The sequence below is a fragment of the Bremerella sp. TYQ1 genome (assembly GCF_020150455.1).
GTDB classification, from domain to species: Bacteria; Planctomycetota; Planctomycetia; order Pirellulales; family Pirellulaceae; genus Bremerella; species Bremerella volcania_A.
This window is the reverse complement of sequence record NZ_CP083740.1, coordinates 2,327,196-2,348,078: the sequence shown is the minus strand read 5'-3', so window position 1 is coordinate 2,348,078 and position 20,883 is coordinate 2,327,196. Positions and strand designations below refer to the sequence as shown.

Sequence of the window (20,883 nt, the reverse complement as noted above, 5' to 3'; positions counted from 1 at the left end):
CCTTTCCCCGAATGCCTGGGGTAAACTCCAGTTGGGGTAATTAGCTATCCAAGGTTCGAGCGAATTCCTCGACCTTGAATGCTTCGAGGATGTCCCCGTCCTTGATGTCGTTGAAGCCCGAGAGCTTGATACCGCACTCGTAACCTTCGCGAACTTCCTTGGCGTCGTCCTTTTCTCGCTTGAGCGAGTCGAGCGGGTAATCACCGATACCACGTCCATCGCGATTCACGCGAATTCGGCAGCCACGTTCGATGATCCCACCTAGCACGCGACAACCGGCGATCGTGCCGAGTCGGCTGATGCTGAAGGTTCGCTGGACCAGGGCGCGACCCAATTCGGTAACACGCGATTCTGGGCGAAGCTGACCTTCGAGCAGCAGTTTGATGTCCTCGGTGACCTTATAGATGATGTCGTAGCGACGAATTTCGACACCGCGATCATCTGCCAGGCTTCGTGCCGCTTCGTCTGGAATGACATTGAACGCCACGATGACGGCATCGGAAGCCGATGCCAATGTGACGTCGGCAACAGTCACACCACCGACGGTGGCCTGCATGACGCGAACTTTGACTTCAGGGTGATCAAGCTTGTCCAGCTCTTTCTGGAGGGCTTCGATCGAACCACGCGTGTCCGCTCGCAAAATAATGTTGAGGTAGGCAATGCCGGCTTCATCTCCAGCAAGGTTCCCCGACTGCAAACGTTCTTGGAAGTCCTCGAAGGAAACCTTGACAGTGTGACCGCCGAGATGTTGCTCGCGGTTGCGATCGGCCCGCATTTCGGCAATTTCACGTGCATCGGCGATATCGTCTAGCACGTAGAACTTCTCGCCGGCGCCAGGAGCCTGATCGAAGCCGGTGACATTGACAGGCGTGGATGGCGCTGCCTCGTCCAAGCGTTTGCGCGGATCGAGCGTATCGTACATCGCTTTGACACGACCGAATGTGTCACCACAAACAACGACGTCACCCACTTTCAACGTGCCGTTGTTGACGATCAGTTTCGCCAAAACACCTCGGTCCGATTCCTGTTCGGCTTCCAAGCAAACACCGACTGCGTCTCGGCTGGGGTTAGCACGATATTCGTGAATTTCCGAGGTCAAAAGGATCGTTTCCAAAAGCGTGTCGACCCCTTCGCCCGTGATGGCGCTGGTCTTCACCACTTCCACGTCACCACCCCATTCGGCTGGCAAAATGCCATGCTGGGAAAGCTGCTGAAGAGCCTTGTCGGGGTTGGCACCAGGAACGTCCATCTTGTTGAGTGCCACGATGATTGGCACTTCGGCCGCTTTGGCGTGGCTGATCGCTTCTTCCGTTTGCGGCATCACGCCGTCGTCGGCAGCAACAATCAGCACGGCAATGTCAGTGACATTGGCACCACGGGCTCGCATTTCGGTGAACGCTTCGTGACCGGGTGTATCGACGAAGGAGATCTTCTTGTCGTCCTTGTCGACAATGTAAGCTCGGATGTGCTGCGTAATACCGCCAGCTTCACCGCTCACCACGTCGAGACCGATAATCTTATCGAGCAGCGACGTCTTACCATGGTCGACGTGACCCAGGAACGTAACGACGGGTGGACGTTCCGTGAGGTCTTTCTCGTCGTCGACTTGATCTTCGATCTGCGAGATGAGGGTATCTTCGATCGATTCCGGTTCTTTGATCTTAAGATCGACCCCATGCTCAGCCGCAATCAACTCTGCGGTTTCGGCATCGAGGCTGGCGTTAATGGTGACCATCTGGCCAAACGACATCAGCGTGCGTTGGACCAACTGGACCGGTAGCCCGGAAGCTTCGGAGAATTCTCGCAACGTACATGGCAGTTCGAGTGCGACGTCTGTCTTTCGAGGCGCGGCGGTCGAAACCTTGGAGCTCGATCGATCACGGCGTGGTCGACTACGGCGTCCGCGGAAATCATCCGAATCGCCCATGTCTTGGGAAATCGATTTGGAACGCTTTCGACCCTGAGTTCGAGCGTCACGGCTTCCGGCCATGCCAGCCATGCCGGTCGACTTGCCTTTTTTCTTCCCCTTGCTGGAGAAATCGCCGTCTTCTCGAATGTCTGTCGTGTCATCCATATCGGAGACCGACTTGCGATCCTTCGACTTGCGTTTCTTTTCGTGCAGCTTGGTGAACTCTTCAAGAGGAGCTTTCTGCCCCTTCTTGGCGCCCTTGATCGCTTCCTTAGGAAGCTGCATGATCGGTTTTTGGGCGGCTGGTTCTTTCGATTCCGTTTGCGGCTTCGGAGCCGGAGCGGTCGGCATTTTCGCGATCTTCACGACCGGACCAACCTTCTTCGGCTTTGGTTTAGCCTTGTTGCGGTCTTCGTCTGCCTTCTTGGCGCCACCGCCGCTGCCGAGGGTTCGCACTTTACGTTGCGAACCGATGGCAATGTAATCGCCACGACGAATGCTACGAACAGGAGCATCGGGATCGGCCTTTTCAGGCTCAGCCGAGTCCTCGGGCTTTTCTGCCTCCGCTTCGACGGTTTCAGGCTTTTCAGCCGAGTCGTCTGGAGCATCCTTGGTTTCGGGTTCTTCCGATTTCGCTTCGACTTCGACCGGTTGCTGTTTTTCTTCGGTCGGAGCGGCACTTTCCTCGACTGGCGCCGCTTGCTCTTCGGCTGCGATCACGCCTTCGTCTGGAGTGGCATCTTCTTGATCTGGAGAATCCTCGTCCTTGGAACGCATTTTGTTGCCCAGAGGACCGCCAAGGGTTCGAATCTTGTTCGGTTTAGCGGGCTGGACGGGGCGTTCCGGACGAATAGGTTCGTCGGCAGTAGGTCGACTGGGCGAGCTTTGGCTGCTGCTTTTGCCGCCGGAGTCCTTGTTGAGAAATGCCTTGACTTTGACGAGTTCGTCATCGTCCAGGCTGGCAAGTGCGGACCCCTTCCCGGTAACACCTGCACGGTTACAGATGTCGACAAGTTGCTTGCTATCTACCTGAAGTTCTTTAGCTAACGCGTAAATTCGTATGGGCACTTTGGCCTTCCTGCTGAGTTTTCTTGGGGTGGTCGGAGGTAATTCACCTCACGAGACACCTGTTACCGGGACCTATTATCCTACGTCCCGCCAATTATTTTGCCAACCACGAGCCAATTCGCTGATCGTTACAATCGCGCCTTGGCGAATCCGGCAGTCGCACACGAGTGCGGCCATTTGCCCGATTCGTTTCGTTAGTTGGAACTCATCGGGAAAGGCCTCGCTGCCGAGGAAATACGATATTGGGGCTCCGCTCGATCATTGGGCGGAGCCGTCTTTTAGTTTCTCATCGCGAATTCGCCGGCGTTCTGCTTCCATGGCTTTTTCAGCCTCTTCCGCTTTTTGCTCTGCGACGTCACGAATCTGCTCGACTTGTTCTTCCGTGAAAGTTCCCATCTCCATCATGGCGTCCGTTTCAATAACCGAGAGGTCGTCGTAGGAAAGGAAACCTTCCCCGACAAGCTGTTCGGCTACATCGTCGGTGATGCCTTCGATTGAGCTGAAGCCAGTCACGGCGCGGTCAATCTGCTCCTCGAGTTCTTCGCGGAGCATAATTTCGATGTCCCATCCGCACAGCTTGCTGGCGAGTCGGACGTTTTGCCCACGACGGCCAATGGCGAGGGAAAGTTGATCTTCGCGAACCAGGACGATGGCACGACCCATCATCTGGCACAAAATCACTTCCTCGACCTCTGCCGGCTGCAGGGCATTGGTGATCAGTTCTTGCGGATTTTCGCTCCAGCGAACGATGTCGATACGTTCGCCGGCGAGTTCATCCACGATATTTTTAATTCGATTACCACGCACACCAACACACGCACCAACGCAGTCAACGCGCTGGTCGGAGCTATCGACGGCAACCTTGCTGCGGTAGCCAGGCTCACGACTAATGTTGCGGATTTCGATCACGTTCTCGGTGATTTCCGGGATTTCCTGTTCGAACAGGCGTTCCACGAACTTCTTATTGGTGCGGCTGAGAACCACTTTGACGCGGCTTCCCTGTTTGCGCACTTCGAACACGACAGCGCGAACGCGGTCGTTGGCATGGAACGATTCGCCTGGAATTTGTTCGCTACGAGGCAGGATCGATTCGACGTTGTCCAGGGTGACGATCGTCGCGCCCCCTTCACTACGATGAACGACACCGTTGACCATTTGTCCGATGAGTTCGTCGTATTCTTCGTGCAGCGCATCTCGTTCGGCTTCACGGATTTTCTGAATGATGACCTGCTTGGCGGTTTGCGCACCGATGCGCCCCACGGTCTCTTCAGGATCCATGGGAACGCCGTCGATGTGACCGCTGATGGACCCGTCCTTTCGATCGATATTGATCACCACCTCGGCGTCTTCGGAGTGGTATTTCCGCGTTGCGGATACCAATGCCGATTCGATCGCCTGGAAGACGATTTCCTTGTCGATCTTTTTGTCCCGATGAATCGCATCTACGATTCGCAAGACTTCAGACGGATTCATGATTCCTTCACTTTCAACGATGGGTGCTGCCGCGAACCAGTCAAAGGCGGTCCCTTTAACAAAGTCCTCTAGGGCAGGCTTACTGGCGACTCAAAGCCGCGGTTTACCAAATTGTAGTTCGATCTTAGCTGTGTCCATCTGACGCAAGCCGAAGACCTGTTGTTCCGTCAAACCAATGCAGTGCTTTCTCGCGAAACGCTACGGAAACCGGTTGACCTTGCAGATTGCCGTTTAAAGCTTCTCCGCTGGCCTTGGCGGTGATCTGAGGTGATGGATCACGACCGGAATCTGCGTTGGGAAGACGGATATGGACGTAGCCCATGTCTCCCAGCGATTCGACCAGTTCGACGCTTCCCTGGCCCGCATAGGACAAACCAGCAGAAGACTCTTCGGCGACGAAGATATCTTCCGGTCGAACGCCAAGGGTAATCTCCCTTGAACTGCTTGATTTCAACTCGGGGTGAAGATCGCCGTTCAGGGCCAGTTTGATTCCGTTACTTCGGAATTGAAACTGACCGCTTTCTTCGATCAATTCTCCCTCGAGCAAATTCATGCCAGGTGTTCCCAGGAAGCCGGCAACAAACCGATTGGCGGGTTTATGATAAACCTCGCTCGGTGGACCGACCTGCTGAAGAATTCCCTGGTCCATCACTGCGATCCGATCGCCGAGCGTCATCGCTTCGACCTGATCGTGAGTGACATATATCATCGTCGCACCTAGGCGACGGTGAAGTTCTTTTAATTCGCGTCGCATCTCGACACGAAGTTTCGCGTCAAGATTCGACAAAGGTTCGTCAAACAAAAAAGCGGATGGTTCACGCACAATCGCGCGTCCCAAAGCAACTCGTTGACGTTCCCCACCCGAGAGTTCTCGCGGGTAACGATCGAGCAGTTTCCGAATTCCCAATGTGTTGGCGACTTGATCGACCTTCTCAGGAATCTGGCGAAACTGTGCGTCTCGTTCCGCTGCCATCTCGGCATTCTTCCAGCGACGCCACAAGCGGGAAACGAAGTTTCCTCCGTAGCGAAGCTGTAGACCGAAAGCCATGTTCCGCCGCACCGTCATGTGGGGATACAACGCATAGTTTTGAAAAACCATGGCGATGTCCCGATCTTTCGGCGAGACGTGCGTGACTTTCCGGTCACCAATTGTGATTTCACCGCTGGAGACTTCCTCAAGTCCAGCGACCATCCGCAATGTGGTCGTTTTTCCACAACCACTGGGACCGACGAGGACCAGAAACTCTTGATCAGCGACCTCTAAATTCACTTCGCTAACAGCAGCGACCGTGTCCGAAAATCGTTTGCTAACTTGATTTAGAACGACTCTCGCCATGATTGCCTGCTGCCGCTACTCACTTCGCTTGTCTACCAAACGGAAAACGGCTCTCAAAAATGAAAGCCGTCCTACATGCTGAACTTAGTGGCAGTCACAATCCCGTTAGGATATAGCTTCCCCCGGACAATGTCAACCAACTCCGACGCTAGCGAAATGCTCAAATCGTCGGTATCGACACGTTAAACGCCTCGGATTGCAATCGCGGAAGCCTGACCCTGGGGGCTGAAATTCAGGCTCACAAAAACCCCGTCCGAGCTGATTTCTCGAGGTTCTGCAGAGATATTCAGGCCGCATTTTGGGTCAGGAGTCGAATACCCGAGGGTGCCAGGCAAGCGATTCTTCTTCTGAGATAGCAGGCTGCCAATTACTTCTATGACGCCAGAACCAGCCCCGAGGTTACCAAAATAACTTTTTAGGGCGGTTACGGGGATCTTTTCGGTGGACGTGCCCAGGAATTCGGCCAAGCCGGCTGCTTCGTCCCAGTCGGACTGCTGGCTGCCGAGGCCGTGGGCGTTAATGTGCTGAATTTCGTCTGCCTGAATGCCAGCATCGCGGCACACAGTGGCCATGGCATTGGTAACCGCTTGAGCGCGATCAGGAGATCGGTCGGCATTCCAGCCGGTGCAGATCGCCTGGCCAATGACTTCGCCGAGAATCGTGGCGCCACGCGCTTCGGCATGTTCCTTTGATTCGAGGATCAATGCCCCTGCCCCTTCACCGATGATCATGCCCTTGCGGTTGAGATCGAACGGGAGGCACTTCCCGCAAGATTCGTCATTTCCCTGGGCGATGGGATCTTGCAGGTAGGAATGGCAAGTTCGTGTCTCGTGAACTCGAGTTCCTGTCGAGCCTGCCACGATGATATCGGCGTGACCACGGGCAATGGTCATCATTGCCTCGCCGAGGGCTGCTCCTGCGGAAGCTTCGCGCAAAGTGATTGAGTTGTTAGGGCCTCGCATGTCGTTAAAAATGGCGACATGGCTAGCTGGCATATTGGGAAGATATTTCAGAAGCCAAAGCGGCGTGACTTCAGGGAGCCCTTTTTGTGCCCATTGTTCGAATTCGAACTCCCCTGCCCCGTCGACGCACGCGGCGGTTGCTTTGTCGAACTCTTCTGGCAGCGTCATCATGTAGTCCGAGCCGAAGATGACACCGGAACGCTCTGGATCGTAGGAGCCGAGCGAAAGTCCGCTGTGTTGCAGGGCTCGTTGAGCCGCGGCGACACCCATTTGGATTTCGCGGCACATGACTTTGAGGTTCTTACGGATCGACCGCGTTTGAACTTTGTCGACTTCGCCGAAGTCGGCAATGTTGCCTGTGAATTCGGTCGCTTCTCCGGCATAGGGAGATGGTAACGCGTCGGCAGGAAGGCTCTCGATCCTGCGGATTCCAGAGGTGCCCGATTCAAACGCTTTAGTGAGGGAATCCAGATCCATGCCCAGGGGGCTGATCTGACCCATGCCGGTAATGACTACTCGTCTCGATTGCATTCGTACGCCTATCAACACCAAGCAGCAGTGGTACGCCTAAGGTGTGGTGAATTCGTAAGGGTGACCCAAAATTTTAGGCCACCAGGGCGGCACTGTCGATGGGAGCCAGTACGAGAAGGAGGAACTGTGATGGCATGTCGAATGCCGTAAACTCGCTTCGACTGTGTGGATCTGTACCACAAACAGGGAGGGCATATTTGCCGATGCTGCTACCCCTGGTTGAAGGCTTAATAGCGTCCTCGGCTGTCTACCGCATTGGGTTGAGCTGTGGGAACGGGAGTTCCGGCACCGGTTTTGGCATCCCCTTTGAATTCCACAAACATCAGGCCGTCGGCACGAGGTGGTCCGGTGGGCAGGAAGCTCGGCAGGCTCGGGACTTGGGCTGCGGAGGCAATGCCTGATTGAGGCCGGGCTACCACGCCGCAGCTGATCAGCAGCACTTGCTCTGAAGGCCAGCGGAATCGTTCGTGTAATCGCCAACTCACCATTTGGGGGATTTGAATGTCCACGGCTTGACGCTGTGCCCCCGCGGTCGGGACATCGACGTCGACCGTCACGAATTTTTCGACTTGATCGACGCTACATTTCAGCACGGCATCAATCATTCGATCGTCAGGCGTCAGCAGCGGGCTGACTTCCATCGCGAAACCTTCTTCGATTTGATCCGTTTGCAATTCATATCCAGGGAACGTGGACGTGGCTCGAACACCACGTACGAAAGAACGTGGCTGAAGCATCGAAATGGTGCTCGACTGTCCGTTGTGAATCAGCAAATCGGCTGCATGGTGCTCTCGGAAGTCGCTTCTCTGGCGAAGCTCATTAAGCAGGACAGCCGCGTTTTCCTTGCTCATCAGCCAGGCTTCGATACCTGGCGTCTTGACGGAAACAGGCTGCATCATGCGATACGCCAGTCGACGCCAGTTAGGGCTCTTCACGGTGACCAAGCGAACGCCTAGTTTTTTGACTTCGGCTTGGCTGTCGACAAACTTCGTGACGACGTCAGTCACCACTTCCTGCATTTCTGGGGTGTGGTAAACGCGGAGGGTGCCTTTGTTGGCCGAGAGCATGCCAAGTGGATCACCGAACCAGACGTCGGTGCCTGTCTCGCGCAGGATCCAGTCGATGATTGCTTGTTCCGGTTTCGCGGTCGTGGTGACTCGGCTGGTATACGGAGTGATGTCGTAGTCACGCCAGACCTGCCCTGCTCCGTTGGGAAGCTCTTGCAGCCCTGAAGTTACTTTAAGCAGCGTCCCAGATTTCGAGACGTTTTCCGCCTGTTTGGCTGGAGGATCGGTAGCGTACGCGGCTGGCTGAACGGCGGCGTTGTTTCTTGTGGGAACGCTTGCGCCAGGATTTCGCCATTGCAGCGACGAATCGGAGGATGGAGTCGCAGTGCCGCTAATCGGCATCGGTCGCGGTTCTGACTGGGCAGAGACCACATGGGCAGACAATGCGATAAAAAGAATGCTGAAAAGGCACGAGCGTACCATGAATCGATCCTCCGTGATCCGACGTAAATTTCGCCTCGCCGATTCCCTTCGTGGCTGAGGCTTCTCGTCGATAGTCGCCGGAGTATAGGTATCGCCTCCGCTTGCGGCAAGGCGAATCGTCGCACCTTGGCGACTTCATCGCGTCAAAGCAGGTCGTTCAGCCAATCGTCGTCTTTTGCGGCTCGGCTGCTCGATTGACTCCCAGGTGAACTGCTAGCTGGCTTGGCCTTCTTTGGATTCGATTCGTCGGCAAACAGATCGATATCGTCCACGTCATATTCTTCATCAGAAAGGCTAATGCGTTCCGGTGCTGTGGAGGACGCTGGGCTCGATTCAGGGATCGGTTTGGCGAATGTCTCGGAGGGCGATCGGCTTTTTTCAGAGTTGCGCGGTACTTTGGCTCGATCATTCATCCGTTCGCGCTGCAGCCTTGTTTCCCGTTGAGGGTCTTTCAAGATTCCAAGTCTTTGCATGAGGACGTACCAGCCGTAGCCGATTCCCCCAGCGGCAATTAGCCCGAGTATCGTGCCCAGGGCTGGGCCGAAGAAGATTCGTCCTGCGACGACAGCAACGAAGCCGACGAAGGCGGCGCATAGTCCCGAGGCGATCAGGACATCACGAGGTGTTGCCAGTTCGTGGAGTTGCTCGTCTAGCCATTTCTCCATCTTGGTTTTTGGTTCTGAACCGCGGGCGAGTGCCTCTTCCGTCAGATCCTCGAAGTAGGCTTCCAGCTTGGTGTGGTAACCACAGCTTTTGCAGAGATATTCTCCAGGAGGCAGGCCTGCACTGCACTTGGGGCAATGGGTAGCTTGCGGCTTGTCGTCGTCCTGAGGCTGAGGGGCGTAACTCGGCTCGACGACTTGGGCTAAGTCGTCTGAGTTAGGGCGAACGACTTTCGTGATGCCCAAGCATTTCGGGCAACGAACGGTTTGGCCGACCAGCCGCTCTTCGGCGTTGATGCCAACTCCACAGCAAGGGCAGGTTATGCGAATCATGGTCGCGAGTTTCTCGGTAAAGATAGAGATCGAGCCTCGCGGTTGGCCAACGGCGAGGCTCTTTGCTATACCGATCTTTTCTCAAAGCCGTGAAAAACTCAAGTGTTTCTCCGCTTTGATGTCCCTGCGTTAATGCAGCGAGGGAAGCTTACTCGGTGTATTCTTTGGCGATAACGCAGGCGTTGTGCCCACCAAAGCCGAAGCTATTGCTCATCGCGTAGCAGACTTTTCGGTTTTTCGCTTCGTTGGGCGTATAGTCGAGATCGCACGCAGGATCTGGCTTTTCCAGGTTAATCGTCGGAGGAACGATTCCCTCTTGGATTGCCTTAATGCTGGCGATCAATTCGATACCGCCACTAGCCCCGAGTGAGTGCCCCAGCGAGCTTTTGGTGCTGGAAACGGCCAGCTTGTAAGCGTGATCGCCGTAGACCGTTTTGATGGCCGTCGTTTCAGCTTTATCGCCTGGCGGAGTACTCGTGCCGTGGGCGTTGATGTAGTCGATCTTTTCGGGGGCCAGCTTGGCGTCGTTCAATGCGTTCTGCATGGCTCGAGCGGCACCGCGGCCTTCAGGATCAGGCGACGTGATATGACCACCATCGCCACTGCAGCCGAAGCCGACGAGTTCGGCGAAGATAGTCGCACCGCGAGCTTTCGCATGTTCGAGTTCTTCCAGGACAACCACGCCGGCTCCTTCCGCCATCACGAAACCGTCTCGATCAAGATCGAACGGGCGGCTGGCAGCTTTGGGGTCGTCGTTGCGGAACGAGAGAGCTTTCATGTTCGAGAAAGCGCTGATACCCATCGGGGTGATTCCCGCTTCGGTACCGCCAGAAATCATGACGTCTGCTTCGTCGTATTGGATTGACTTCAAAGCATCGCCCAGAGCGTTCGTCGCACTCGCACATGCGGTGGCAACGGTGTAGTTGGGTCCGCGAAGTCCATAGCGAATCGAGATGTTTCCGCCGGCCGCATTGAGCATCAGGCGCGGGATCGTCATCGGAGATACCCGATCCGCACCTTTGGTGAGTAGCTTCTCGGTCTGTTCTTCAATGGTGGCGATGCCGCCCACACCGGAACCGAGAATCACGCCGCAGCGGTAAGAATCTTCCTGCGAGAAATCGAGGCCAGACTGTGTGATGGCATCGATTCCCGCGACCATTCCAAATTGCGAGAAACGGTCGAGTCGTTTCTGCTCTTTCGAGTCGATGTACTCGTCCGGTGCCCAATCGTGAACGTCCGCTGCGAACTTCACCTTGAATCGGGAGGTATCCAGGATTTTGATTTCGTGGATACCGCTCTCGCCGGCAATCAACTTCGACCAAAACTGATCTAGTTGGCTGCTAAGCGAGGAAACAATCCCCATTCCGGTAACGACAACACGACGCTTCATGATTCGATGGACGCTAGGAGTACAAAGCGGGAAGGAAAGATCAGTCGCTAACGACTAAGAGTTCTTGGCTTCTTCCAGGTAGTCAATTGCTTGACCGACCGTCTCAATCTTATCCGCGGAATCTTCCGGGATGTCGATATCAAATTCTTCTTCCAGTTCCATGACCAATTCGACCATGTCCAAGGAATCGGCTCCGAGGTCGTTCACGAAGGAACTATCACGAGAAACCTTTTCTTTATCCACACCCAGCTGGCTGGCGACGATTTCGATTACACGCTCTTCAACCGACACGACGTGTCCTCCGTTTTGGGGCAAGAGGCCGAAAGCTCGGCCTGCTATAGGTGACCTAAGTTGGTTTTTTATGAAGTTTCAAGCTCAACAAGATAGATGACCCAAGTAAAACGGGTCAAGGTGGACACCACCCTATCCATCTTAAATTTCTGGAAACACGCTCTTAGATAATTTGCGTTGTGTAAGTCAATGCCACTAAGGCGTTTCCAAATTGTGCTAGCCCGTCATGCCGCCGTCGACAGTGAGGACTTGCCCGGTAACGTATGCCGCGTTGTCGCTGGCAAGGAACAGGACCGCGTCAGCGATCTCGGTTGGCTTGCCCATGCGTTTCGCAGGAATGCGTTTTTTGACTTCGTCTTCGACGGCTGGACCAAGGGCTTTGGTCATGTCCGATTCGATAAAGCCAGGGCAAATGGCGTTTATGGTGACCTTGCGGCCGGCCAGTTCGCGGCTCAGGCTGCGAGTGAAGCCAATCATGCCAGCCTTGGAGGCTGAGTAGTTCGTCTGGCCAGGGTTGCCCATGATGCCTGACACGCTGCTGATGTTGATGATTCGGCCAAAACGGGCACGCATCATGTACTTCGAGGCGGCACGGCTGAACAGGAACATCCCGCGCAGGTTTGTATTGATAACGGTATCCCATTCTTCGTCGGTCATGCGAGGAAGCAAGTTGTCTCGCGTGACGCCGGCGTTGTTGACCAGGATATCGATCTTTTCCCACTCGTCGGCGACTTTGTCGATCAGGCCTTCAACGCTCTCTCGCGACGTGACATCGCAGGGAAACGCTTCTGCGTCGCCGCCGGCATCTTTGATGGCGGTAACCGTTTCGGCCAGCTTGTCGGCACTTCGGGCGACACAGGCCACTTTGGCGCCGCGTTTACCGAGTCCAATGGCGATCTGCTGGCCAATACCTTGCGAGGCGCCAGTGACGATGGCAATTTTGCCAGTCAAATCAACGGGAAGTGCGTTCCAGTCAGCGTCGCTCATGAGAAAAATGCCTAACGTTATAAGATCAATAGGTTTAGTGGGATGGGCGTAGCGTCTAAGCCTCGACGCCGGTGAATGCAACTTTGCGATTAATGCGCTTCATTAGTCCGCGAAGGACTTTGCCGGCTCCGATTTCGTAGAACTCGTCAAATCCTTCGTCGAGCAGGTGTCGCATCGACTGTTCCCAGCGGACCTGCGAGCAAACTTGTTGCTGAAGTAACGAGCGGATTTCCTCGGGGTTGTCGTGCGGCTGGGCATCGACGTTGGAAATCACAGGGATTTTCGGGCTTTTAAGCGTTACATTCGCTAGGGCTTCGGTCAGCTTCTCGACCGCTGGCCGCATGATCTCAGTGTGAAATGCCCCAGCAACCGCAAGTGGGATGACTTTCATCGCACCGCTTTTCTCGGCAACTTCAGCGGCTCGTTCGCATGCATCGTTCGTTCCCGAGACGACGATATTGCCTGGGCACAGCAGATTGGCGATTTGCAGGATGCCATCTTCGCGTGCTTCGTCGCAGATCTTTTCGACGGCATCTTGGTCGAGCCCGAGAATGCTAACCATGCCGCTAGGCACAGCTTCCGAGGCGGCCTGCATTGCTTCGCCGCGGACTTGAACGACCTTGAGGGCGTCTTCAAATTCCATGACGCCAGCGAAGACCATGGCTGTGTATTCGCCAAGGCTCAATCCGGCCGTTGCTTCTGCAGAGAGCAAGATGTCGGGCGTTTGGTCCCGCAATTGGGCGAGTGCCGCAATGCTGGTGACAAACAATGCCGGTTGGCTGTGATTGGTCGAGTCGAGCTTTTCGCTTGGACCTTCAAAGCAAATCTGAGCGAGATCGTATCCGAGAACCTCGTTGGCTCGATCGAAATACTCTTTCGCTGCGGGCAGTGTGTCGTAGAGGGCTTTGCCCATTCCGACTGATTGCGCGCCTTGTCCTGGGAATAGGAATGCGATCTTGCTCATCGCAGGTGCCCTTCTCTTGCTGGTCCTTCGAAGGCGATAGACCGCTGTCAGATTGCACAGCCTTGTATGCTTTCAAGGTGCGCATTTTCCCAGCGGTCTACTTCACTTTGGAAGGCAACGTTGCTTATTCGGCGGCTTCGTTCGTTGGCATCACGATACGACCTTGGTAGTAGCCACATTCTGGGCAGACTACGTGGGTCGGGACGGCAACGCGAACGCGGCGTTCGTGCAAGCAGTGAGGGCACAAAGTCAATTCACGAGCCTTCAGGCCATCGTGAGCGCGACGCATGCCGGTGCGGGAATTCGACTGTTTTCTTTTAGGTACTGCCATGACCGTGGTTCCAGTGAGGTCTTGGTGAAAGCGTAAGTCGCTTCCCAGACTCAGTTTAACGCCCCTTTGGGTCTCGCTGGATAACGTCCATCCAAGAGTCGTAGGGGCTATCGTCCGATGAAAGCCTCACCAAGTGAGGCACAATATGCCGGGGGAAACGCGAAATGATACTGCGATTCGCGATAACCGTCAATAAGCCAAGCGATTTGGATCAATCGGTACTTTTTCTTATTGACGTGAGAGCAGGACATTCGCAAAATAGAAGCGAACTGAGACTTGATATCAATTTTGCTCAAGCAGATAGCACTCTCACCGCACATGCCCTACCCTACTGAACAAGTGGTCGAAACGATTTCGACCGGAGACCGCGATCGAACGCTCGTCGTAAACTGTTCCGACCGCGAGGGTTACGCCTTCGTTGAAATTCGCCAGCAAAGCTATGGTGGCGAACGGGTCGGTTGGTTTACTCAGTCCAGTGTTCAAGTTCCGCCAGAATCACTCGCTGCTTTGCGAACGGCTCTTGGTATCGCAAGTGCTTTGCCTGAAATGGTTTCGGCAAAGCGTGAGCGTGTCACACTGAAGGCCAGTCGCCAGGAAGATGACGCGATTGTTACGGGACGCATTCCTGCCCCCGCGGCACCTTCGCTTCGTATTTGGCACGCCGAGTCCGCTTAGCCGTCGCGCGAAAAACAAGCATTGTTGGGCAATTGCCTTGGTATTACCTGGGTCATTGCCTCAACAACACCTGTAGATTGCCTGTAACCTTCGCGCAAACTTTGCGAGACTTCTTAGCCCGCCTTCGACGCGCTGCCACCCTTGGCTTGGGCAGCGACCGACGGATCCTTCAGGATCATCGTGAACTCGTCGACGCCTTCTTGTTCTTCCAGAAGGATTTCTTCCAGCAGGACAACCAGCGGGCGATTCTTGCCATCCACCATTGACAGCACTTCTTGGTAAAGCTGAACCGCTTTCGATTCAAACTCTAGCCCGTTGGTCAGCATTTCGTAGAGGTCGTCGGTCTGTTTGACCTGGTTGCGTTCGATGGTCGGAACGCCACCCAGCGCGGAAATCTTCTGGCCGATGATCTTCGCGTGGCCGAACGATTCCTTGGCGGCGTCCAGGAACATTTCGCTGTAGACTTCTCGCCACAGCCCGCTCACGACAAATCCGGCCTGCGAGTACTGAGCGACTCCGGTCCACTCGTGCTTCAAAATTTCGTTCAACTTGTCAATTACGGCCTGATCCATTTTGGTGTCCTTTCATTCTGGCTGAAGAGCGATCATCGTCGCTCGTGTTTGGTGCGTTATCACCGCGAGGCGAAGCGTTTAGGTCGCCGAAACTACGGTGCAAATCGCGAGCCTGAACGATACTTGGCGGTAGCTACATCATCGTGTGCAGTCTCAACTACTTCCGAATGGTATCACTCGTATCGGCAAAATCCATAGGTCATTAACCCGTTACGTGGTTAAGACTTGCATTTTGTGCCAAAAGATAGCCGCTCTCAATAAGCGATCTTGTTGAGACGGCTCTTGTGGCGAGTCTGTCTCAATAGTGAGGCCGTTTGGTGCATCTGAGGCCGTGAAGTTACGTCCGCCATGGGGCGAGAGATAACGACCGAGGCAGCAATATTGCGCTCCCGCTAATCGTCCAGCTGCTGCGGTTTGGGTCAACGTAATCTGGCTTTTCAAGTTTTCTCAGTTTCGTAATGGGATCGGTGGTCCGATCGGGCTATGCTCATTGTTTCGTAAGAGGGGTGTGTTCCTGGAACCGGCGCTCGCTGGGCACCAGATATTTGAATGGAGAATGATCGTGATCGGGCAACACGACAAACTGAAGCATCGGTATTGATCGAGCGTTGAAGTCGGTGTTCCCGGCAAAGGGGGATTCAATGGGTACGAAATCGGTAATCAATGTCGATCTGGCCAACGTCTATTCATCTCCTAACCGCAAGGGCTTTCTGCATACGATGGCGTGGGGCGACTACGTCAATGTCGAGGAGGTGACAGACAAGCACATCAAAATCAAAACGGCGAAGTTCGAGACACAGCAGGATGGCAGCATCTTGCCGATCACGACCGAAGCTTTCATCTGCCCGACGAAGTCATCGAAGTTAAAGCCGGCTGATCTCGTCATTCCTCAAAAGCAAAGCCGAGTGCTCAAGGTAAATTTCGTCGACGTTCAGCAAGGCGACGGCACCGTCATAGAGACGCCCGACGGAAAGATCATCTTAGTAGATGGTGGAGATAATCAGCTGTTTGCCCGCTATCTGGCGGCGCGGTTTCGAGGGAGTACCGAGGCGCGACCGAAGAAGATCGACTGTATGTTGGTGACCCACGGCGATGCTGATCACTTTAAAGGACTTGTCGAAATACACCGCTCGGAAACGAATAGCGAATCGAAAAAGCGGTTATTCATCGCGCCGCAAAGGGTCTTTCACAACGGGCTCGTCAAGCGTCCTCGGACAGTAAACAGTAAACGTACCGCCGATAAGGATATGCTCGGCTCGACGAAGAAAGTTGGCAAAGAAACCATCATTACGGGACTGGTCGACGACTTGCTGGCCGTGCCCGATGACGAGATGAATACGCCCTTTCGAGCTTGGAAAAAAGCTCTCACGGCGTGGAACGAGCGATCGCCGATTGAGTTCCGGAAGCTTTCCTTTGGTGACGACGACGCGTTCGACTTTCTGGAAACCGAAGGGCTCGAGATGCAAGTGCTGGGGCCTTTGCTGACCACAGTCGGTTCGACGACCGGGTTGAAGTTTCTCGGCAAGCCGCCCAAAGGGCCACGTATCGGTCACGAGTCGATGAGCCTGGACGAAAGCGAGTTCAAGGGGCTCGACGCGGGGCACACGATCAACGGTCATTCGATTGTTTTTCGCCTTAAGTATGGTGGGTTTAGCTTTCTTTTCTCAGGGGACTTAAACGAGGAAGCAGGACGTATTCTGGCCCAGCGGCATCAGCATGGCGAGATCAACCTGCGGTCCGAGGTATTCAAGGTGCCGCATCATGGTTCGGCCGATTTCTCGGGAGCCTTTTTTCAAATGGTTTCCCCGATAATCAGTGTGGTATCAAGTGGCGACGAATCGGCTCGCAAGGAATACATCCACCCCAGGGCCACGCTGATGGGAAGTCTCGGCAAGTTTTCCCGCGTCCCGGAACCGCTCATTTTTGTCACCGAGCTCGTAGCGTTCTTCAGCATGGAAGGTTGGTCGCGTCGGCTCGACGACGACGATCACGCCAAGCGAGGTCCCTTCTTCGGCTTCAGCCGAGCGGCCTATGGCATTGTAAAAGTCCGAACCGACGGCGATCGGCTCCTGATTTACACCGACAGTGGCAAGGCCGATATGAAAGAAGCGTACGCGTACACGCTCGATCCCAACGGTATGCCAGTCCCTGCCAAGGTGATCAAAGCCTAACGCAGCAGAGACCAAAGGGGTGGATGAGATTGAATGCCGTTTTTGTCTTTGTTGGCGACGGTACCATGCCGATCATGGCGACGGCGAGGTTCTTCTTTGGGGCATCGAAGTGGAAGTGAATACACTGGAGTGAGCATGTTGTTGTTTCCCGGCAAGTTCGTGTCCATGACGCTCTAATCGGAACCAATGAATCAACTATTCGTGACTCTGGAAGCTTGTTGGTGATACCCATTTCGAAATGTGATTACAGGCGTTTCTGCTCAGAGTTCATTCATCGCATAATGGCACGCCCTGCGATGTATGTTCGAAACTTCAGGGAGATCGAAACACTTATGTATGGGCACCAGGAGGGGTTCGAGCAGCTTTCAGCTATCCAGCACAGGGACGGATTTAATCTCGCATTTAGTGCTTGGCTTACCGAAAAGAAAGATACGCCAACAGGGGCAGGATGGGCCAATGCGATTGAAGAGCTCGCAAAATCTGAGGGCAAGGATCCTTTTGAAACGCTCAGCGAGAATGTTGTCTTATTTTTCGACGACTGGGGTGATTGATTCCCGCCGCTGCGTAGCGAATGCAAAGTGCCATACCGGCAATCGTGACGGCATGGCTTGTTGATGCTTTCGCGGGATTAGGTGCCAGGGGTTACGCGGCGACTCGTTTGTTACGGCGTGTGAAGCGTGTCACGATGAAGTCGAGTAGCAGAATTACGAGTACCGAGAGGCCGAACGTTGGTAGGACGAAGCAAAGGGCCACGATCGTGCCCCAGACCCACATCGATACCCCCCCAGGCGTTGGCGTAGCGGGGAAGCCGGTTTTGCCTTTTGGGCGACGCTTCCACCACATCCAGATGCCGGTGAATGGCATGGCGACTAAAATCAGGCAGGCGACTAACCAGAAAATTTTTGAGGTCATGCCGAGGACGCTTCCAACATGCAGTGGGTAGGCCCACGTGTGCCACCAGTAGCGATCGTTATTCCACAGATCGCTTTCTTCAACAACGGCGCCGGTGTCGCGATGCAGTTTGAAGCCAGTCGAGTCCATGGCTCCGTATGTACCGCGTGCATAGTCGTTGATGGCGGAGACGTCGTAATGATCTTCCGCTTTGCTCGGCAATGTAATCGTCACGTCGCGGTCGGGGTATAGCTCGCGGGCCTTAGTCATGGCCGTTTGCAATTCGTATTGGGGGGCGACGTATTCATTTTCTTCTTTATCGTCGGCTTGTTTTTCATCTTTCGCCGACTCGGCTTCGACGACTTCGCTGCCAATTAGCGGATTGGTTACGCGATAAAACGACTCGCCCCAGACGACGGTGTAGAACAAGCCTGTCACGATGATGATCATGCAAATAGGTGCCAGGTAGATTCCTGGGACCGTGTGCCAGTCGCGGAGGACGGTATAGAACTTGCCGGTCAAACGTGGAATCCAGACACCTTTGATTTTCTCTTTCTTGCGTGGCCACCACATGTAGACGCCGCTGATGAACAAGATGATGGTCCACGTAGTCGTGAGTTCCACAACAATTCGGCCGGTAGTGCCGGCCAGTAGGCGGCGATGAATGTTGAGGACCGTGCGAAAGAACCCGTTGACTGGGTCAGGCTCGCCATTGTCGACTTGCTGAATCTCTGCGGTGTAGGGATTCACGTAGACGGACGTGCCACGGTTGCGGCCTCGACGTTTTGGCTTTTCTTCTCCCTCTTTCTTCGGCGGGGCAACGCTGACGACGGACGTTCGCCATGGATCAGCGTGGGCCGTTAAACGCGTAGCCGTTCCGCCTGGTACGGCGGCTTCTGCAGCGGCCATCAGTTGCGGATAGGAAACGGGCTCGCCAATCGATTTAACGAACAGGCGATCCTGGTGCACCATGTCGCTGGTTTCTGCCGCGAACAAATAGATGGCCCCGGTGATCGCGACCACCATAAGAATGGGCGACACCAGCATCCCGGCATAGAAATGCCAACGCCACATCACGCGATAAAGGGATGTCGGCTTCGGCTGTTTCTGCGGCCGTGCCGGTTTGGCGGTGGCGTTGTCCGCAGCATCGGTGGCAGGGACAGCTTCGGCAATGTCGAGGGACATGCGGTGACACTCCAGGGTGTCAGGACTCCTACGGCGAGTCCTGATGAGAAAGCAAATCTAAGAAAGGACGAACGCCAACGATTGCCGGTTGATGGGCAATCGTTTCGGCTTAGCCAGGGTCGTCGAATGGCGAAGGCTTCCGAGACTTGCGAGGAGCGGTCTTGGTTACCTTGGCGCCGGTAACGTCCAGCGGCGGAAGTTCCGTTGTGTCGTCTGCGACAGTGAACGTCCACTGCGAGTTGGCCGGGTTGTTGTAGGCGCCTCGCAGTTGGTCAGGCGAACCCATCACCGATGGGTTGTCTTGCCAAACGAAGGTGACCTTATACGTTCCGGTCGGAGCACCGTCGCCTTTGTCGTACGTCCGCAACTGATACGTTCCGGTCTCGTCGACGACGCCCCATGGCTTCGACTTGCGAATGTCGATCGCTTCCCCTTGAGGGTGAAGCGTTACGATGGCACCTTGGGCGGGTTCACCGTTGATCGACAGCGTTCCTTGGATGGGCTGGGTATCTGATTGCCAGGCTGGCTGGCTCGAGCATCCCAGCGACCATCCGCAAAGCAGAACGACCGCGGCAAAAAAGCGGGAAGTTAATGCGTTTGGCATTAGTATTCTCCCAGGATTTCGCCACCATTGATCGACGTGAATGCCACGATGTTTTCGTAGGTGACTGTTTCGGGAACGAATCGAACCGAAGCGTCGGCCATACCCATTTGAACGCCGCCAGGGTGGAACGAATAAGGAGCTCCAAACCAGTTGCTGACGTTGAAGACGCGATTGCCTGTTGACCAGTAGACGGCAGTCATGTCATTGCCGGCGGCATTCATGTCGACTTCGCAGGTAAACATCCAGCCGGCGTTAGTGCGGGATGTCCAACCATCGCGAGTGGTGCCGTAGGAATGTGTGTAGCCACTTTGGCCAGGGTTACGTTTTCCTTCCACCCACCAGTCCGCACGTCCTGCCGACTCGTAGGTCATACAGGTGTTGCTGGTGCCGTCGGTAATATCACGCATCTTGTAAGGGCCAGACGATTGAAACAGCGAGTTGGTGAACTCCCAGTTCGACGCATTTCGCAGGACCGAATAGTCGGTCGTTTCAAAACCGTTGCCACTAAGCACGTTGCCAGCCGATGGATTGGAAGGGCAGACGAATGCTTCTGGCATTTCTGCGGCTAGATCCAAATTGGTTCCTTCGTCCCAGTCGAGATCGTAGTCGTAGCGTTCCTGTAGGTTGCCATGTTCCATCATCGCCAAGATCGCAACGGTCCAGTTCGCCGAGTCGTTTTGATAGGTAATCGGAAAGCTGAGGAACGTGTCGTGGTAGTTGTGCATCGCCAAGCCAACTTGCTTGATATTGTTGGTGCACTGGATTCGGCGAGCAGCTTCACGGGCCTGTTGCACAGCCGGCAACAATAAAGCGATCAAGACACCGATAATCGCGATCACAACAAGCAGTTCGACCAGAGTAAATGCACGCCGCAACAGCGTTGCTTTGGGATGCAATCGCATTTCTTTCCCCTAATTGGATCAGTACAAAATCGTGGTGGTAGATTCCCCGACTCTTCACGACCAACGTCGTGCGAGCCGCACTCAAACGGTGAATTTCGTTTCGGGATAATGCCGATGGCTACGGGTTTTGGCAGGCGAAGAGAGGCTTGCTATATC

At 54.8% G+C, this 20,883-nt stretch carries 18 protein-coding genes; 3 read left to right on the top strand and 15 right to left on the bottom strand.

Annotated elements, in window-relative coordinates; translation table 11 throughout:
• Positions 1 to 40: 40 nt before the first annotated feature.
• The 11 genes from infB to rpmF all read right to left on the bottom strand — a co-directional run bounded on the left by infB (position 41) and on the right by rpmF (position 13,727).
• Positions 41 to 2,977 (bottom strand): translation initiation factor IF-2, encoded by a 2,937-nt coding sequence (infB, locus tag LA756_RS09000; RefSeq protein ID WP_224439539.1) that lies wholly within the window; start codon positions 2,975 to 2,977, stop codon positions 41 to 43.
• Positions 2,978 to 3,235: 258 nt separating this feature from the next.
• Positions 3,236 to 4,450 carry a transcription termination factor NusA gene (gene nusA / locus LA756_RS08995; RefSeq protein WP_224439538.1) on the bottom strand — a complete coding sequence of 405 codons (1,215 nt, stop codon included), beginning with the start codon at positions 4,448 to 4,450 and terminating at the stop codon, positions 3,236 to 3,238.
• Positions 4,451 to 4,574: 124 nt separating this feature from the next.
• Positions 4,575 to 5,786: an ABC transporter ATP-binding protein gene (locus LA756_RS08990; protein ID WP_224439537.1), complete on the bottom strand. Its 1,212-nt coding sequence runs from the start codon at positions 5,784 to 5,786 to the stop codon at positions 4,575 to 4,577.
• A gap of 182 nt (positions 5,787 to 5,968) precedes the next feature.
• Positions 5,969 to 7,279 carry a beta-ketoacyl synthase gene (locus LA756_RS08985; protein WP_224439536.1) on the bottom strand — a complete coding sequence of 437 codons (1,311 nt, stop codon included), beginning with the start codon at positions 7,277 to 7,279 and terminating at the stop codon, positions 5,969 to 5,971.
• Positions 7,280 to 7,506: 227 nt separating this feature from the next.
• The gene (locus tag LA756_RS08980; RefSeq protein ID WP_224439535.1) at positions 7,507 to 8,769 is read right to left on the bottom strand and encodes a hypothetical protein; all 1,263 of its coding nucleotides are present in this window, start codon (positions 8,767 to 8,769) and stop codon (positions 7,507 to 7,509) included.
• 143 nt (positions 8,770 to 8,912) lie between these two features.
• Positions 8,913 to 9,764 carry a hypothetical protein gene (locus LA756_RS08975; RefSeq protein ID WP_224439534.1) on the bottom strand — a complete coding sequence of 284 codons (852 nt, stop codon included), beginning with the start codon at positions 9,762 to 9,764 and terminating at the stop codon, positions 8,913 to 8,915.
• A 148-nt stretch (positions 9,765 to 9,912) separates the two neighbouring features.
• Entirely contained in the window at positions 9,913 to 11,154 is a 1,242-nt protein-coding gene (fabF, locus tag LA756_RS08970; RefSeq protein ID WP_224439533.1) for a beta-ketoacyl-ACP synthase II, read from the bottom strand.
• Positions 11,155 to 11,208: 54 nt separating this feature from the next.
• Positions 11,209 to 11,469 carry an acyl carrier protein gene (gene acpP, locus LA756_RS08965; RefSeq protein ID WP_199188718.1) on the bottom strand — a complete coding sequence of 87 codons (261 nt, stop codon included), beginning with the start codon at positions 11,467 to 11,469 and terminating at the stop codon, positions 11,209 to 11,211.
• A 192-nt stretch (positions 11,470 to 11,661) separates the two neighbouring features.
• On the bottom strand, positions 11,662 to 12,432 hold the full coding sequence (fabG, locus tag LA756_RS08960) for a 3-oxoacyl-[acyl-carrier-protein] reductase (RefSeq protein WP_224439532.1): 771 nt from the start codon (positions 12,430 to 12,432) through the stop codon (positions 11,662 to 11,664).
• Positions 12,433 to 12,487: 55 nt separating this feature from the next.
• On the bottom strand, positions 12,488 to 13,396 hold the full coding sequence (gene fabD, locus LA756_RS08955) for an ACP S-malonyltransferase (RefSeq protein ID WP_224439531.1): 909 nt from the start codon (positions 13,394 to 13,396) through the stop codon (positions 12,488 to 12,490).
• 124 nt (positions 13,397 to 13,520) lie between these two features.
• Positions 13,521 to 13,727 carry a 50S ribosomal protein L32 gene (rpmF, locus tag LA756_RS08950; protein WP_224439530.1) on the bottom strand — a complete coding sequence of 69 codons (207 nt, stop codon included), beginning with the start codon at positions 13,725 to 13,727 and terminating at the stop codon, positions 13,521 to 13,523.
• 318 nt (positions 13,728 to 14,045) lie between these two features.
• On the opposite strand from rpmF, the gene LA756_RS08945 reads away from it, so the two are divergent.
• On the top strand, positions 14,046 to 14,402 hold the full coding sequence (locus tag LA756_RS08945) for a hypothetical protein (protein WP_224439529.1): 357 nt from the start codon (positions 14,046 to 14,048) through the stop codon (positions 14,400 to 14,402).
• 113 nt (positions 14,403 to 14,515) lie between these two features.
• On the opposite strand, the gene LA756_RS08940 is transcribed toward LA756_RS08945, so the two are convergent.
• The gene (locus LA756_RS08940; protein WP_224439528.1) at positions 14,516 to 14,974 is read right to left on the bottom strand and encodes a bacterioferritin; all 459 of its coding nucleotides are present in this window, start codon (positions 14,972 to 14,974) and stop codon (positions 14,516 to 14,518) included.
• A 641-nt stretch (positions 14,975 to 15,615) separates the two neighbouring features.
• On the opposite strand from LA756_RS08940, the gene LA756_RS08935 reads away from it, so the two are divergent.
• Together LA756_RS08935 and LA756_RS08930 are read left to right on the top strand one after the other, a co-directional pair.
• Positions 15,616 to 17,145: a ComEC/Rec2 family competence protein gene (locus tag LA756_RS08935; protein ID WP_224439527.1), complete on the top strand. Its 1,530-nt coding sequence runs from the start codon at positions 15,616 to 15,618 to the stop codon at positions 17,143 to 17,145.
• Between the two features lie 296 nt (positions 17,146 to 17,441).
• Entirely contained in the window at positions 17,442 to 17,696 is a 255-nt protein-coding gene (locus LA756_RS08930; protein WP_224439526.1) for a hypothetical protein, read from the top strand.
• A gap of 91 nt (positions 17,697 to 17,787) precedes the next feature.
• Here LA756_RS08930 and LA756_RS08925 read toward each other — a convergent pair whose 3' ends face one another.
• The 3 genes from LA756_RS08925 to LA756_RS08915 all read right to left on the bottom strand — a co-directional run bounded on the left by LA756_RS08925 (position 17,788) and on the right by LA756_RS08915 (position 20,727).
• A complete protein-coding gene (locus LA756_RS08925) occupies positions 17,788 to 19,221 on the bottom strand; it encodes a PepSY domain-containing protein (RefSeq protein WP_224439525.1) in 1,434 nt (477 codons plus the stop codon).
• Positions 19,222 to 19,330: 109 nt separating this feature from the next.
• Positions 19,331 to 19,825 (bottom strand): hypothetical protein, encoded by a 495-nt coding sequence (locus LA756_RS08920; protein WP_224439524.1) that lies wholly within the window; start codon positions 19,823 to 19,825, stop codon positions 19,331 to 19,333.
• Complete coding sequence (locus LA756_RS08915) at positions 19,825 to 20,727, bottom strand: DUF1559 domain-containing protein (RefSeq protein WP_224439523.1); 903 nt, start codon at positions 20,725 to 20,727, stop codon at positions 19,825 to 19,827. The genes LA756_RS08920 and LA756_RS08915 overlap by 1 nt, the downstream gene beginning before the upstream one ends.
• Positions 20,728 to 20,883: the final 156 nt, after the last annotated feature.